This window comes from Actinoplanes teichomyceticus ATCC 31121, assembly GCF_003711105.1.
Classification (GTDB): domain Bacteria; phylum Actinomycetota; class Actinomycetes; order Mycobacteriales; family Micromonosporaceae; genus Actinoplanes; species Actinoplanes teichomyceticus.
Map to the genome: position 1 here is coordinate 1,085,436 of NZ_CP023865.1, position 14,576 is coordinate 1,100,011.

Consider the following 14,576-nt stretch of genomic DNA (forward strand, 5'->3'; position numbering starts at 1 on the left):
CGGTCGGTTGGGACCCGCCCACTCGCACAGTAACGGCTGGTGGCTCGTACCCTGCTCGTATCCGGTCGGCGGCATCTCACTCGTCACGCTAGATCACTGAAGGTAGCTGCGGTGTACCCGCGTCCCCGGGAACGAGGATGTTTGTCTGTCGCGGCCGGGTTATCTCGATGGAGGGAGACGGGATCCGCGCCGGCTGCGGTTTCCGTATGGTCGCCGACCTCTGCCGTGCCATCGGTCAGTCGCCGCCGAATAGTTCCTTGCGCTCTTTACGTACTTTGCCGACGTCCTCCGGTGACGCCTCGGTCCAGATGGCGCCGACCTCTACGAGCCATAGTGCGAGCCACATCACCGCTTTGGCGCACTGCTCGAAAATCCAGCCGAACCCGTCACCGAGCGCACCGGTCAGGCCCATCACCGCCAGCAGAACCTTGTCGAAAACAGCGCGTAGCCCTGCCCAGATGAATGCGAGCTGGCCGGTGTTGCCACTGCCGCCGGAGCGGATGAGCAGCAGGACGGTGACGACCACGGCGGTCACCGCGGACACGTAGGCGATCGCGTCACCGATCCACCGCAGCATTGCGCCGATCGCGTACAGAAGCAGAGCGACCAGCATCAGCAGTGCCGCGACGATGAACAGGATGATGGCGCCGATCCAGCCCAGGACCAGCAGGATCCAGTCCAGGGCGCTGCGGCCGCTGTCTCCACCGGCGCCCTGCCAGGCTAGTTCGGTCCGGGTCTGCGACAGTTCGGCGGTCAGGGTGTTCAGGTCGTCGGCGATCGACCGGTACTCGTGCAGCGAGGCGGTGATGCGGTCGAAGTCGGCGTCGATCTGGCGCAGCGGTTCGAGGATGTCTGGCAGCGGCTCACCCATCAGGGATTCGAGCCGGCGCACGCCGGACATGTCGATGCCGTACTTGGCCTCGACGTCGGTGCTCATCCGATGTCCCGTAGCAAGTCCGCGGATCTGGTGTCGGTGTCCTCGTATCGTGCCGCAGCCGTCGAGATCCTGCCCGAGGTGTCGGAGAGCATCTGCGACGCCAGCCGCAGACCGTCGGTGAAGACCGGCCGGGCGTCGTCCCAGATCGTGCCAGCACGCTGCCCGTAGTCCGCCTCCGGGAAGTCCCCGGTTGTCAGTCCCCGCTGGCCCGCTTCCGCCTTCTGTGTGAGGTGGCTGGCATGGTCGGCGTAGCCCCGCAGGCGAGCGGCGACGTTACGCAGGTGGTCGGGATCGACGTCGAAGGGTGTCATGTCAGTCATCCCCTGCTCCGAGATAGCGGCCGGCGGCGAACAGGACCGCAGCTGCGCAGAGGATGTACCCGGACCACAGCAGCCCCTGAACCGCTGTGTCACCGAAGTCCGGTGAGGTCAGCACGCCGATCACCAACGCGACAACAGAGGCCAGGGCTCCGAGCACGCCGACGGCGAGCGCCACCGCGGCAAGTCTGCGTAACACCCTGCCGGTTCTCGGCGCCGACACCATTGATGCCCCCTGTACACCGATCGAAGTCGATTACAGTAATCGTCTATGGCTACCGCTGGGGACCCTGGCCGGTTCATCGACCGGATGAACAGTCTGTCGGGTGTCGGCCTCTCCGATGATCGCCTGGTCAGAGTCGGTGTCGACGGATCCGGTACGCCGCAGACTGTCGTCATCGAACCCGAGGCGATGCAGTTGAGCTGTCAGCAGCTGAGCGCATCAGTGCTGACGGCTGTCACGGCCGCCCTCGACGACGTTCGTGGGCAGGTCGCCGCACTCATGGAGAGCGAGCTCATGGTGCAGCCCGACGATTTCGGGTCAGCGTCTGCGTCGCCGGAGGCCGCCGTGTGGCGGTTGTCCCGGCAAGCGGAACAGACGATGGGCGACTTCGACGCTGTTCGTCGGCACCTGTTCGACCGCTTGCCGGAATGACGGCAACTCGGCCATAGCTGTCACATCACCGCTTTCCTGGATGAGCCCGTACGGCAGGTGATTCAGGTCGGTGCTGGTCCAAACCGTCCCGGTCGGTGGGTCCCAGCGGGGACTGGCTGGTGTGCGGTCGCTGTCTCGAACCAGAGTTACAGCCACGCCAAAATCCGGTTGATCATTACGCTCATCACTTCTCTTTAGACCCTCGCGTCTCACAAATGCCGCAGAACGCTGACCACCTTGCCGAGGATGACGGCGTGATCTCCGGCGATGGCCGGGTATGCGGTGTTACGCGGCAGCAACTGAACATGTCCGTTGCTACGGTGCAACTGTTTGACCGTTGCCTCGTCGTCGAGCAGCGCGGCGACAACCTCCCCCTGCTCGGCGTTCGGCTGCTGCCGAACCACAACGATGTCTCCGTCGCAGATCGCCGCATCGACCATCGAGTCGCCGCGAACCCGCAGAGCGAACAGCGTGCCTCTGCCAGTCACGATGATGGGCAGAGCCAGCCATTCCTCGATCATCTCGTCGGCGAGAATCGGCCTACCGGCAGCGACGGCACCCACCAGCGGAACCAGCACCCGCTCAGGCTCCGCCTCCTCGACGGGGCGAAGCAAGCTGATGGCCCGAGGCCCCGGCTGGCGGGTCAGCCAGCCGCGGCGTTGCAGCGCGTCGAGGTGATACGTGACCGCAGAGGGAGAGCTCAGCCCCACCGCCAGCCCGATTTCACGGACCGTCGGCGGGTATCCGTACCGTCGCACCCAGTCCTGGATCACGCCCAGAACGCGACGTTGTTGCCAGGTCAGGCCCGCAATCGGTTCGCCGTCATCGCCGCTAACACCCGTCTTCACCTGGAGAAACTAACACTTCTTCGATCATATGTACGATAGCCGGATTGGGTGTCGCCCGTAGGTGGTCCGCGCTGATTGTGTGCGCGATTCCGTTCGCGCGAACACAATCAGCACGAACTGGAAGTGCGGCCCCTGTAGAGGACTGACCGTCTGTGTGGCATCTCGTGCGGGCGCGGTAGCGATCCGCGCCGTTCCCATTCCGGTGGATGTTCGGCGTAGCCGTCCCGTCGCTTGCTGGCTCGCCCGCCATCGGGGAGATCGCGTCGACCGTCCCTAGCGATCCTCATCTGGGCGCGTAGCGAAGTAACGGTCCAACGCACTGCTGTCGAATCTAGGATCAATCGTTTGCTTTTGCCGCCCGGCTCCGGTGGAACACGCAGTCACGCGCCCGGTACTGCCGGGATCGGCGTTTCTTCGCTGGAGGGCCCTTATTGATCGATGTTCTTCAGCCGCGAGACGAAAGCCGAAGCGCCGTAAAAGTGAAGGAAGGCGCGTCCGTCTCGGACGTACCGCGGCGCTAGTCAGGCGGGTGGCAGGTCGAACAGGCCCGGCGGTGTCGGCGGCTCGAGCCTCAGTTCGCGGCGGATCCGGTTGGTGCGATTGCTCGGGAACTCGTCCTGGCTCAGCCAGCGGCCGACCTGCGGATTCGCGGCGGTAACGAGCCACACCGGGACTCCGGCGAGTAGGCCCCGCAAGCACATGTCAAACGTCCCGCCAGCTGCCGGATCGAACCGGTCTTGGAAAGCGACGATCAACCGAGGTCGTTCGTCGATCAGCATCAGGGTGTTGCGCTCCGGTCCCGCGAGCCGCCAGTCATCCGGCCGGCTGTGCCGCATCGCGACCCAATCGACCGGATAGCAGCGGTGCTGCCGTGTGCTCAGGGCATGGGCTTCGCACCAGCGGTGCGCCGCGCTGTCGGCTCCGGTAGCCGCCCCCTCGATGACGACGAGACGATCGCCGTGCCGGGCGGCGAGCCGGTCAAGAACTGCGGTGACCGTCCCCGGCCATCTCCAGCTGCGGCTCCCGCAGACCAGGACGCGGGGATCACGTAAGACAAGGAGGCTCACTTACTTACCGCTTCTGGCGATGTGACCATTGTTCTGCCTGACGGGCCAATGGTTCATGCCGACGCTTTCGAGGCGCTCAATGGTGCGGTCATCGTCGATGCGTCCGATCCGGGCGCGTCCGCGAGGTCGGCCTGCCGCTGTGGGCCCTGGTTCCACAGGTGCATCCCGACCGGCTCCAGGGTGAGACACAGTCCCACACTGCGCAGCAACTGTCCGGTGAGCATTCCGTGGATCCCGCATGACGCGTAACACCGCATGAATGATCGAAATCTCCGGTGCCGCCTCTACTGCGGCAGTCTCGTCCGCGCCCTCTTGACCAGGAGGCATGTCCTACACCGACCTCAGAAGGAGCATGGTCAACGTACTACGACGCCTGTGACGTCCTCTTAAGCCGCCGGTACGCCTCGGCCATGCTCAGACCCGCCGCCCGGTACGCCTCGTACTGGGCGACATCGCGCCAGCGGACTCCGACGGGTGCGGCCCAGGCCACGCCCGCAGCCTCGTCGCTGTCAGAGCGGGAGATGATCACCTGGTCGATGTGCGGTAATCCGGCTCCGCCGCTGACAGCGGCGAAGATCGCGGCCATCGGCAGGCGGTGGGGGGACAGTAGATCGGTGCGGGCGGATGCTGCTTGCAGGAGCCAGCCGGTCGCACCCGCTGCTCGGGCGGCGGTAACCGCGCGGCGGGCGGCCTCGTCGTAGGCGTCACGGGTTAGGCAGCCGGTGACACTGGTAGCCCACCGCAGACTGCTCAGCAGTTGCCGGTCGGCATCTGGGTCAGCGAGGGCGGCGGAGAGCCAGTGGAGCAAGGCGGGGTGTGGCTGAGGGCAGCGCAAGATGCGCCTGCGGTGCGCCGGCCGGCGGCGGCCGGGACGGACTCGCACGCTGCGCCCGGGCATCCGGCGGAGCCGGCCCAGCGCCTGTGCCGGTGTCATCCGATCTACTCGGAGCAGGTCGTAGTAGTGCCGCTGATGCGACGAGAGCCAGTCGGGCGCCGCCCACGCCCGGGCGGTCACGTCGGCCCAGGTGCCGCAGTAGTTTGCCGTGATGGTGACCTCGACGAGGTCGATGTCGGGCAGCGGGCGGGGCCTCGCGATTTCGTCGAGGTAGCAGACCGCAATGTCTGCGTCACTCTGACGCTGTAGCCACTGCGCTGGTAGCAACTGAGGGTCGTTGCAGGCGACCTCGATCTCGATGATCGGCAAGCTCTTCGTCTGCTCGCGGGCAGCGGTGAGCGCCCGGTCGGCGGCTTGGATATACGAGCCCGAGCTCAGACGGCCGGTGGTGACCGCCCAGGCGATCCGGGCGCGCAGGAGGGGGTCGACACCGTCGGGGTCTTCGCGGAACTGTGTGTGCCACCCGGATAGCACCGGATGCGGTTCGGATTCGCTCATGCCCGGTGCCCTTCCGGAACAGACGGTGGCTGCTTCCCCAGAGGGGCCAACACTCACTCTTGGACCCAGCGGGGTCAGGCGTTGATTGTCTGCACTGCGGCACCCCGTGCCGGGACCGCAGCGGCAGTGGTCGAGTCTGATTGATGCCGTTCGCGGCGGCTGTTCAGCAGACAGTTGGCGTGATACCACCGGCGTCGCCGCACGGGCCGACCGGCGGCGATGAGATCCCCGACCGCGATGGGATCATCACAATAGGCACACTGCCCGCCATCGAACTCGGCGGCGACGGTCTGGCGTGCCAGACCGAATGCCATCATCAGGCCTGGGTCGTCGGCTCGAGACTCGACGGCGCCCGACGGTGACGTATGGCCGCAGCCGAGGTCGCCAACGAGGCCTTGCGGTGCTGCCGTGACGGTTCCGCAGTCGGCGCAACGGGTCCATTGATAACCGCCGGCCAAGAGCGTAAGCATTGATTGTTGCTGGTTGTCGACCGGTCCGATGTCGGTCATCTCCTTGGGGGCAGGAATGTCGCCGACGTTGTAGAGCACGAGATTGGCCAGCCACCGGCTGTCTCTGATCGGGGCGATCGTGTGCAGCCCGTGAGCTTCGCAGCGCATCCCCGGGGTGTACTGATGGCGGGCCGTACAGTGCTCGTTCACCTCGGTAGCCGCCGCGAACTCCCGCCATCGGCGGTAGTCCGGCATGCTGGCATGTTCACCCGGCACCTGCATCCAGATCCGCTGCTGCGGCAACCAGAAGTCGGGTTCGTATTCGCTGCCACCACTCAATGGAAAGGTGATAGGTCGATACGACCATGGCACGCCGAGGTCCTCGCAAATCAACGCCCAGCGGGCGTGTAGGAGGGTAGAGAACCCCACACCGGCGTACTGGGTTTTGGTCATGATGCCGTTGCTTCTCTCGTCTCGATGACTGTTAGCCGGGGCGTCGTGTGACCCGAGCCGACGCGGTCTTCATGCACTGCGCTTGAGGTGGACCTCGACACGGCGCGGCGCGCGGGGAAAACCTGGGCCTATCGACGGCGGATACAGCAGGTTCAAGCAGCGGATCCCTGAGAAGCACTGAGTTCCCGGTGGTTCGGCTGTGTGCCGTGCCCGTCATCGCCGCAGTCGTCGCTGAGTCGCAGGTGACATTCGGCGTGATACCACCGTCGGCTCCGCACGGCGGTGCCCGCAATGATCAGCTCGCCGAGACGAAACCAGGAACGACACCCAGCGCAGGTGCCGTCTTGCAGCGCCACCGTCGTATACCGGGCGGCGGTAAGAGCTCGTTGCAGCAGAGGATCGTCGGCGACTCCGTTGTGCATGGCGTCGTGCTCGCATGCCGCGTCGACCGCGACGTCGTCGTTGACCGCACTCACCGTGCCGCACTGGGCGCATCGACGCCATCGGTAGCGCCAGCCCACGCCGGAATACATCGAACTGCGACGGCTGCTATCGAACATCCCACTCGCCTCGGCATCTGTCGCGTCGGGCAACCCGCCGCCGGCATAGAGAACCAGGTCTGCTCGTCGCGCCTTCGGCAGCCACGGCACGGTGTGCGGGTACAGGTGGTGGTCACATTCCGCGCCGGGGGTGAACCGTTGACGCGCCCGGCAGCGCACAGTGTCGGCTGCCGGCGCGAACTGCCGCCAGTCGGCGAAGGCTTGGTTGTTCCAGGACACCGCCCCGATCTGCAGCCAGTACCGCTGTCGAACCAGGTGGAAATCGGGCGTAAACGGCCGGCCATCGGGCAGCGTAATCTCGATCGGGCGGAACCGCCATTCAACGGCTAGGCCGTGCAGGAGTACGGCCCACTGAGCGTGCAAGAGCGTCGGAAACCGGACGTCTTTGAAGCGGATCTCCATGGAAGATGGCTGGCTTTCCGTGTCGAGTAACAGGGCTGCCATACCCCTGGCCGGGGAGATGAGGTCACCTAACACAACCGCAGTCAAAGCCCCGCGTCAGGAGACCAACAGGCCGACCAGCAGACCGGACCACGGCCTGCAGGCGCACCAGCGGTGACCATACCTCGTAGTGCGCTACAGCGCACAACGAGCAACGGCGGTGTGTCCCCCGTTCGAGCAGTAGCCGTAGGCGAACGTGCCACCAATCGCCGGACCTCCCTACACCAGCCCGCCGCTGCCAACTTTGTGCGCTACAGCGCACTGACAAGTCGACCATGTCCGGATTGCCTTGAGCAGTGATCACCCAACGCCCCGCATACGACTATGCGGCCCTGGGCGTGGCGATCTCGAAAGCTAGACGCGCCGCAGAACTCACGGTGGAGGCGCTCGGGGAGCGCAGCGGCGTCTCCAGACGCCATCTGATCGACATCGAGCAGGGCAACAAGAAAGTTTCAGCCGGACTTCTCTATGCGATCGCCGCAGGCCTCGGTATTGACGGAGGCGACCTGTTCCGGGAGGGGTACCCGGACTCCGCGCGGGACAGCTAGCGGGAGGGGCTGCCAGCCCTGGCCTGACGCCACAACCGGCACTTTCATAAAGGCGCTACGTCTGATCCACTCACCCTCAAGAGCTAACGCAGCGCCGGTCGTTCGCCTTGGTTCAGAGGCTGTACCTGCCGCTAGGAGCCGCATGCTGAATCATCGGACAGATGGCAGGTCGTCCGTTGGCATGGATTTGCATAAGCACAAGCGTTTGGCTTTCGTCGCCATCAGCGACACCAAGCGCCGAGGACAGGAGGCTAAGGCGCGTGAGTCTGCTGATCCCAAGCCGCCGATTGAGAGGCTGACGCTTTTGCGCGGGAGGATGTGCCGGAGACGTGCCGTCCTTAGGTAGGCGCTCGGCGGCTGGGCCCGCCCGGGGGATGGGCACAGCTAGGCGGCGTCTATTCGGCGAGCTAGAGTCTCCGCGAACTCCGTCAGGATTTCGTTCAAAGTACCATAAAAGTTACTTTCTCGCGGTTGTTGGATGCGTCGATAAATGCTTGCTAAGTAAAGCCTGCGTCTCATCCCGTATGTCTCGCGGGTTTCCGCCATGCCGTATCCTGGCGCGAAGAAGTGCTCCGTTCCAGTCACCTTCTGCCAAACAAATATCGATCCCGCTATTCGCTTTAAGTCGCCTATTCTTGCATTTCCTGGTGTTCGTACGTCAGCTACTAGCGCGTCCCATTCGGGAGGGCTGATCTGCCATCCGTGAAGACTTCCGCGACGTTGAGCGTAGTTGATCGGATTCGAAGAGCAGTCGATGTGGTCCGCCAATGCCATGACAGCTCGCGTATATACCTCCGGATCCGCTTGCCTGAGAGCCCAAAGCCTAACCACTTTAATGCTCGATGTGCATCGAACTACTGATTGAGGCGTGTCTGGCAGGCCAAGTTGTGCCACGGCCCTATCGACGGTTCCACCTTCCGCTATCTGCACCAAGTGCACTGCTACCGCGCGCCGGATTCGCACCTCGCTGATACCTGGAAGGTGCGCCAGGAAAGTATCAAACCACGACTGCTCCAAGAACTGAGCAACGTGCTTTGACCCAAACTGCATACGGCGAATCGGAACATCCAAACCTCGGGCATGCCTGTGTCTTACCTGAGGCTGCAAGATTGGTGCGACGGCACGCCGCATTCCTTCACTGGAATCAGGTAAGGAATGACGGAAAGCCCGTGTCCATGGCTCGCGGCCGACGCGGCGGGCGCTGTAACTAAGAAGATGCCGAACTCCAGCGGTCAAAACTTCCGAGGAGCTCGCCGTCAAAAGCTTATCTGCGATTGCAATGAGGGAGGCGCAAGCGGTAATGTCTGTAGGCGGTGTCCGGGCTAAGAGGAAGAGATTTCGCTCGATAGTAGTATTCTTATGGGTGCTGCTCTCCACGGTGCGCCGTTCGGCCTCAAGGTAATCGCCGAGAACGGCTGTGATCGGGGAATATGGAATCAAGTCTTCTGGTAACGGCCATGACAGGCGAATGAGCTGCGACATCACCATAATGTCAGTAAAATATTGATAGGGACTGGCAGCAGATCCCAAGACGCCGATTTCATTTCCGCGCAAGGCCAGGTCGATGCGGCGCTGAGTATCGAGAAGCTCGCTGGGCATCGTTGACGTGAAGTGAGAGCTCTCGGGGAGCCATAGACCGCAGGCCGCCATCATACGTTCCTGGCGGCCGCGGGGCCGGTCTGGTGTCTCCCTGCATTGAAGAGGGTTCAGGGATCCGTCGGACCATCTCGGAATAACGCGGTGATGCTTCCGCAGGCTGAGGTGTCCACGTGGACACCTATCGGCCAAGTAGGTTTGATGAACAGTGCAGCCGAACACCACCGGAAAACGCCACACTCTTCGCCAGGCACCTCCAAATCTTCCTGTATCCGTATCAATATCATTTTTGAGACAGCTGGGACAGAATCGTGTATGTGAAGTGAAAAGCCAGGGATCCCTGGCAAATCTGGCGCCGCCGCGGCCGGCTGTGCTGACGCGTGGTAGAGCTGGCGGGTATACGCCTGCATACCCACCCAAGAAGAGAGACTTTGCCTCATCGAGGCTAAGCCTCGTTGATTCCGCGAACCGGGTAAGAGTATGAGGATCAACACTTGACAGCAGTCCCTGCCACGTCCCAAGGCGTTGACCCGATCCCCGTGCGCGGTCCAATCCGACAACGACGGCCAGCCGTGCGGGAGAGGTCCTCAGCCGAAACGATAGGCGAAGCAGGTACCCCACTATGGATTCATCCGACAGCGGATCCAGGCTCCTAGGAAGTGCCGTCCAGCGGTTCATGCGTGTTGCCGGTCGGGGATGCCTTGGTCGTCGAGCGTGCCATTGTGAGGGCGCTTGCCGGCTTGATGTTGCGCGGGTGCCATCAGGGGCGCTCGCGGCACGTCGGGTACCTCGCCGGCAGCCGCTACTCGGGAGTTGTCCTTGCTGGGGTCAATCGTGCACGTATCTAGCAAAGATTGCGTTATGTTTTCACCACCACTGGTGATCGCTTTGAAGCTCGCTGTTCTTATCAAGATTTTGAGTAATCCAACCACCCCGTTCGTCCGACGGAACAGATACTCCGGCATCGTGCCCTCAGTGAGCATCCCCGGACGCTTTTCCCAGAGCGGTAGATAATCTTCGATCACTTTCAGGTGTGTGGTCCATGCCTCGATCTCTTCCGGAGAGTTCCTGCGAAAAGGCATGAGGTGGTAGAGCGGGCAGCGTCGGCCAAGCTGCTCCGGAAGGTCGTCACCGAAACGGGCGGCGGACGCGCTGGGATTGGTGCCCCCGACAGGTCCGCGGAGTCCGGACCCAGGGATGTCGACCCCCGTCAGCATGAGAGTTATACCCATGTCCATGAACTCGCGTAGGAGATTCAGGGCATGCTCATCATCTTTTCGGTATAGCTTCAAACGAGTGATGTCGTCGATTGCTAGAACGCAAACGTCATGGTCTCTCAGGGAATCGTGTACCAGATTTGTCAGTTCTCCCTCATTCATGTCGCCGTAATCGGCACCAAAAAAACGCAGGATCCGTTCACACAACCTCTTGGGCGTAGGCTTCGCGGGGGTCTGGACGTAGACGACTGGTATGTGCTCATCCCTGGTTCCCGCAATATACCTAGGATTTGATCCACTGAACTGTCTTAGTCGATATTCCTCGAACTTCGCCAGGATCCTGCAGATGGTCTCTGTTTTGCCTTGAAATCCTCCTCCCGTTGTCATAACTCCTGGCACGGTCTCTTCGCTCTCGACCAGAGAGTTCATGATGAGTAAGGCATCGATTTCGTCGGTAATGGCCAAAGACATTGGTGTTTCCTGCATGGGAAGGTTGGCGCAGGTGCGAAGGCGGTCCATTGTATGCGCCCGCTGCGCTTCGGCGTCCATCTTTTTATATTTCTTGCGTTTTATAGTCGGTGCCGGCTTGAATGAGTCGCGGTTCGCCACCCATCTCCGCCACCCTGCGAGGGTTGTTCGAGAGCGGAGGGAGTTCGGCATGTCGTCGATTTTTGAAATCGACGACGTTGTTGCCCCTCGACGTGGCATGTGTCACTCCTCGTTGATCTTCGGAGCTTTTTTGGCCTTGGGAGGCAAGTCGTAGAAGCCCGAAGACCCAGAGCCTAGCTGTAACGGTGCGGCAGGCTCGGGACGCCCGGATAATGCTTTTTCGCGACGCTTTGCTTGCGCCTTATCGATGGCATTCTGCTCTTCCTGCCGGCGCTCTCTCGCTGTGCGCCGGGTGGGCTTCTTTTGCTCCGGAATACGCGGCTGATCAGATGTTAACCGCTGGTCCACCTGCGCAGGTCTGTCGGCTTGAGCGGTTTCAGCGCTCAAGACTTCGCGAGCGCGGGCCACTCGGTCTTTTTTGGTCTTCGTCGTGTACCAGTCGTCTATGCGACTGTATTCATCGAGCAAGTCCAGGAGAAATGGCAGAAGGTCTTTGTCTGATCGGGGCCGTAGTCCGGCGTCTCGCGCCTTTGCTAGAGCAGCTTTGACCGTAGTGTCACTGAACGCGGGTAGCTCGGCGCCTTCGGGTATCCCGACCCAAGCGAGCGAATGCCAGGTGTCGGTCGTGTCGTCATGGAAGTACACATGCCGGACATCGCGAGGATCTCGAGCGACTCTCCAACCCTTATGCTTTCCTCCCCTGGGGGAGTACTTGGGTTTGCCGGCAAGAATCGCGCCGTAGTACCAGAGCCCGCCGACATGGACACCACGGTTCGGCTGGTTAGCGAGGTAGTGCTGGCGAAGCACCTCGTAGTACAGCTCCGGCCTTGGAATCTCCATGGCGAAGCCGTCTTGTTCCATCGCTGCTGCGAACAGCGTGTTCGGACTGTGATCGCCGGTGGGGTCCCAGGCCGGGCCGGCCCCATCGAGCTTGCGGTTCTGCCAGTACCCGACGACCCAGGTGGCGATCAGATGCTCGAGCTCCTCGATGTATAGGACTGCCCCGCCCTCCGGATCCGGACCGCGGTCGGCCACATCGACACCGGTATACGAGATCAGCTTCTCGAACAGCAAGCTGCGGATTGCCCCGAACGCTCGCTCAACCGCCTGTTTGTCAGTAGGCCTGAGCAGCCGAGAAGGCCGGATAGAGGAGCGGAGAACCCGCAGCACCTCCCGCACGTGATAGTTGCGGTACACCGAGCCGTGGTCGGTGGTCACCGTTTCCGGGTGGAGGAACGGCAGTCCCGCTACCGAATATCCGGCAAAGTCAGCGACCAAATCCTTCGGGATACCCGGATAAGGCCAGGCAAGAGCGCTCGACCAGCCTGGCCGCATCGGCAGCGGCATCGTCATGTCACGCAGAACCATCGCGACGTCGAGCGCGCTGTCGGAGAGGAGGGTCAACCTGAAAGCCACGATTGAGTGCGTGTACAGATCCAGGGCAAGGGTCAGGTGTACCGAGACGACTTCGCCGAACACCGACTCCCGCACCTTCACCGGGACGATCGTCGTGTCCAAGGCGACTACCTGCCCTGGCCGGTGAACTACCAGAAAGTTATGACGCACCCTTGGCAACGGCTCGTTGACATACCGTCGACGAGTGCGCGATTTGCCGAACCACTCGAACCAGATCAACCGAAAGGTCGCGTACTTTGGCACCTCGTCAAGTGACTCAGGGCCATACTTTTCCCGCATAAGCTGCTGAACCAGCACAACATGGGTTTTCATACTGATATCGGAACGTTCGAACGTCTCTTGATAGACCTGATGGATTGCTGCGTGAGCACGTTCCGTCAGCGGGCGATGACCCGTTCGCCGACGGGTCCAGCGACCATCGGCGCAGCCGACGTAGCCATCAGAGCCGCGTTTGCTCTCCCAGCGCTGCAGCGTCCGATAACTGGCCCCGCGTATCCCCAGAAGCTTTTTCTCGAGCGATCGCAGATTATTCAGCTCAATAATCTTCGCCCGACGCCTTTCCGTCAGCGTCGTACGGTCAGGGTCATAGCAAGGTTTTGGCTCGCCCTCCGCCGGTAGCAGCGGGTCACCACTGCGGAATCCGCAGTGAACCTCCTGTAAGTGCTCCTCCCGAAGCATGGCCCGATCCCGTTGGATCTCCGTGAGATCCGGGTTCGGCGATAGACGTTCGCTGAAGGCGTTTGTCGAGGCTGCATCGGCGGGCTGTTGCAGATCGGGGTGGTAGATCAGTTCGGACAACGTCATCTTGATGCCCTGCCTGTTGGGCGAGGTCAGAGACAACTCCGAGCGATGAGGCGCGACCTCTTTGACGGTCCACTTCTGGCCGCCGAGAACCACAACCGCACCCGGTTTCAACTGGATGCGCCGGTTGGGAGTCAGGACCACGGCTGCTCCTCAACGCGGTACACCATGGTGGCGTCCCCGAACGGAGCGCCTAACTCGATCGAGAGACGCCGGTGCCACAACAGATGGCGCGTGTACGCCCGCGCGATCACCGGGTAGGAGGTTGCCTCAGCGATCTCCGCGAACAGGCGCGGGCCTTCCTCGACCGTGCTTAGTACTTGACCGATCATGTTCCGGACGTTGCTCAGCGGCCGCCGCTCGGCGGCGAAGTTGCGCAGGACTGAAACGCCATACGGATGCCACCCGATGACCGCCGCATATCGCCAACCCGCTGCCAGCGTCACCTCGGCGGTCGCCGCGAAGTCGATCAGCGTCTTGGCAGTCAGACGTCTCTCAGGGCGCACGTCAATCAACCACTGGCCGGTGCGGGTAATCGCCAGGAAATCGGGTGTGTGTTCGCTTCGGCCCTCATGAGTCCTGTACGTCAGTTTGATCGGCTGGGACAAGGTCTCAATGAGGTCGCCAGCGAACTCCAGTGCGAGGAGGAGGTTCGCTTCAAGTCCCGATTCGGCTCCGTGGTGGCGGGTTGTGACACCCATGTACTCGAGGCTCGGTCTGTGCTGCTGCTTTTTGCTCCATGTGAACTGACGCATGAGCTGGAGACCCGCCGATGGCATGGCGCCCAGCTCGGAAGCCGGCGCTACCACCTCGCCCGAGGTTGTTCTCCATGCAACCGTCCACTGCTGCGCCCACGGCCCACTGAGGTCCAGCTGCTCGCGGTCGGAGTTCGAGCTGGGCAAGATCTCGGCCAACTGATGCCATGAGCAGTCATGGGACCAGCAGCCGACAAGGCCCCTCGCTGAGGAAGGGCCGCCTCCAGGTGCAGGGCCATGCGTAGTCATGAGTACATGAGACTTCTGCGCAGATGCCCTTAACAAGGCATGCATAGGCTGAAGCGCCAACTATCACTGAAAAAGGTGACAACTAAACCTAAAAACGATCTATGTCCTCGCAGGTCGCGAAGTACTGATGGTGTCAACTAAAACTAAAACTCACAACGACCCGGATCAGCCCTCCGCGGCGGGCGGCCGCTGTCCCGGCCGACCGGGTCGTCGCCGGTGCGGGAGTCCTGGCGGCGGGCAGCCGGTTCACCCGGGCGGGGCCTCC

The 14,576-nt window shown here is 62.4% G+C and carries 14 protein-coding genes and 1 pseudogene; 2 read left to right on the forward strand and 13 right to left on the reverse strand.

Features of this window, described 5'->3' with window-relative positions:
- Positions 1-235: 235 nt before the first annotated feature.
- From ACTEI_RS04940 to ACTEI_RS04950, 3 genes are read right to left on the reverse strand one after another with little or no spacing between them, the layout of a single operon-like run.
- Positions 236-937: a hypothetical protein gene (locus ACTEI_RS04940; RefSeq protein ID WP_122976562.1), complete on the reverse strand. Its 702-nt coding sequence runs from the start codon at positions 935-937 to the stop codon at positions 236-238.
- On the reverse strand, positions 934-1,248 hold the full coding sequence (locus ACTEI_RS04945) for a type VII secretion target (protein ID WP_164465841.1): 315 nt from the start codon (positions 1,246-1,248) through the stop codon (positions 934-936). The genes ACTEI_RS04940 and ACTEI_RS04945 overlap by 4 nt, the downstream gene beginning before the upstream one ends.
- Position 1,249: 1 nt before the next feature.
- Positions 1,250-1,432: a hypothetical protein gene (locus ACTEI_RS04950; RefSeq protein WP_145831106.1), complete on the reverse strand. Its 183-nt coding sequence runs from the start codon at positions 1,430-1,432 to the stop codon at positions 1,250-1,252.
- A 93-nt stretch (positions 1,433-1,525) separates the two neighbouring features.
- On the opposite strand from ACTEI_RS04950, the gene ACTEI_RS04955 reads away from it, so the two are divergent.
- Positions 1,526-1,909 (forward strand): YbaB/EbfC family nucleoid-associated protein, encoded by a 384-nt coding sequence (locus ACTEI_RS04955; RefSeq protein WP_122976565.1) that lies wholly within the window; start codon positions 1,526-1,528, stop codon positions 1,907-1,909.
- A gap of 209 nt (positions 1,910-2,118) precedes the next feature.
- Here ACTEI_RS04955 and lexA read toward each other — a convergent pair whose 3' ends face one another.
- The 5 genes from lexA to ACTEI_RS04980 form a co-directional block, all read right to left on the reverse strand.
- Positions 2,119-2,757 carry a transcriptional repressor LexA gene (lexA, locus tag ACTEI_RS04960; RefSeq protein ID WP_122976566.1) on the reverse strand — a complete coding sequence of 213 codons (639 nt, stop codon included), beginning with the start codon at positions 2,755-2,757 and terminating at the stop codon, positions 2,119-2,121.
- Between the two features lie 521 nt (positions 2,758-3,278).
- Positions 3,279-3,824, reverse strand: coding sequence for an SLOG family protein (locus ACTEI_RS04965; protein ID WP_122976567.1), 546 nt, complete (start codon positions 3,822-3,824; stop codon positions 3,279-3,281).
- Between the two features lie 364 nt (positions 3,825-4,188).
- Positions 4,189-5,217, reverse strand: coding sequence for a hypothetical protein (locus ACTEI_RS04970; RefSeq protein ID WP_145831105.1), 1,029 nt, complete (start codon positions 5,215-5,217; stop codon positions 4,189-4,191).
- Between the two features lie 74 nt (positions 5,218-5,291).
- Positions 5,292-6,119 (reverse strand): hypothetical protein, encoded by an 828-nt coding sequence (locus ACTEI_RS04975; protein WP_122976569.1) that lies wholly within the window; start codon positions 6,117-6,119, stop codon positions 5,292-5,294.
- A 152-nt stretch (positions 6,120-6,271) separates the two neighbouring features.
- Complete coding sequence (locus tag ACTEI_RS04980; protein WP_145831104.1) at positions 6,272-7,081, reverse strand: hypothetical protein; 810 nt, start codon at positions 7,079-7,081, stop codon at positions 6,272-6,274.
- A gap of 335 nt (positions 7,082-7,416) precedes the next feature.
- On the opposite strand from ACTEI_RS04980, the gene ACTEI_RS04985 reads away from it, so the two are divergent.
- A complete protein-coding gene (locus ACTEI_RS04985) occupies positions 7,417-7,668 on the forward strand; it encodes a helix-turn-helix domain-containing protein (RefSeq protein WP_122976571.1) in 252 nt (83 codons plus the stop codon).
- Positions 7,669-8,052: 384 nt separating this feature from the next.
- Here the strand turns inward: ACTEI_RS04985 and ACTEI_RS04990 are convergent, their stop codons facing one another.
- The 5 genes and pseudogenes from ACTEI_RS04990 to ACTEI_RS05005 form a co-directional block, all read right to left on the reverse strand.
- A complete protein-coding gene (locus ACTEI_RS04990) occupies positions 8,053-9,267 on the reverse strand; it encodes a hypothetical protein (RefSeq protein ID WP_239082585.1) in 1,215 nt (404 codons plus the stop codon).
- Positions 9,268-9,513: 246 nt separating this feature from the next.
- Positions 9,514-9,942 (reverse strand): annotated as a pseudogene (locus ACTEI_RS39295) (TniQ family protein); the annotation flags it as partial.
- Positions 9,939-11,090 (reverse strand): AAA family ATPase, encoded by a 1,152-nt coding sequence (locus tag ACTEI_RS04995; RefSeq protein WP_164465843.1) that lies wholly within the window; start codon positions 11,088-11,090, stop codon positions 9,939-9,941. The gene ACTEI_RS04995 and the pseudogene ACTEI_RS39295, both read right to left, overlap by 4 nt.
- 102 nt (positions 11,091-11,192) lie before the next feature.
- Positions 11,193-13,451 (reverse strand): DDE-type integrase/transposase/recombinase, encoded by a 2,259-nt coding sequence (locus tag ACTEI_RS05000; protein WP_145831103.1) that lies wholly within the window; start codon positions 13,449-13,451, stop codon positions 11,193-11,195.
- A complete protein-coding gene (locus ACTEI_RS05005; protein ID WP_145831102.1) occupies positions 13,442-14,356 on the reverse strand; it encodes a TnsA-like heteromeric transposase endonuclease subunit in 915 nt (304 codons plus the stop codon). The genes ACTEI_RS05000 and ACTEI_RS05005 overlap by 10 nt, the downstream gene beginning before the upstream one ends.
- Between the last annotated feature and the right edge of the window lie 220 nt (positions 14,357-14,576).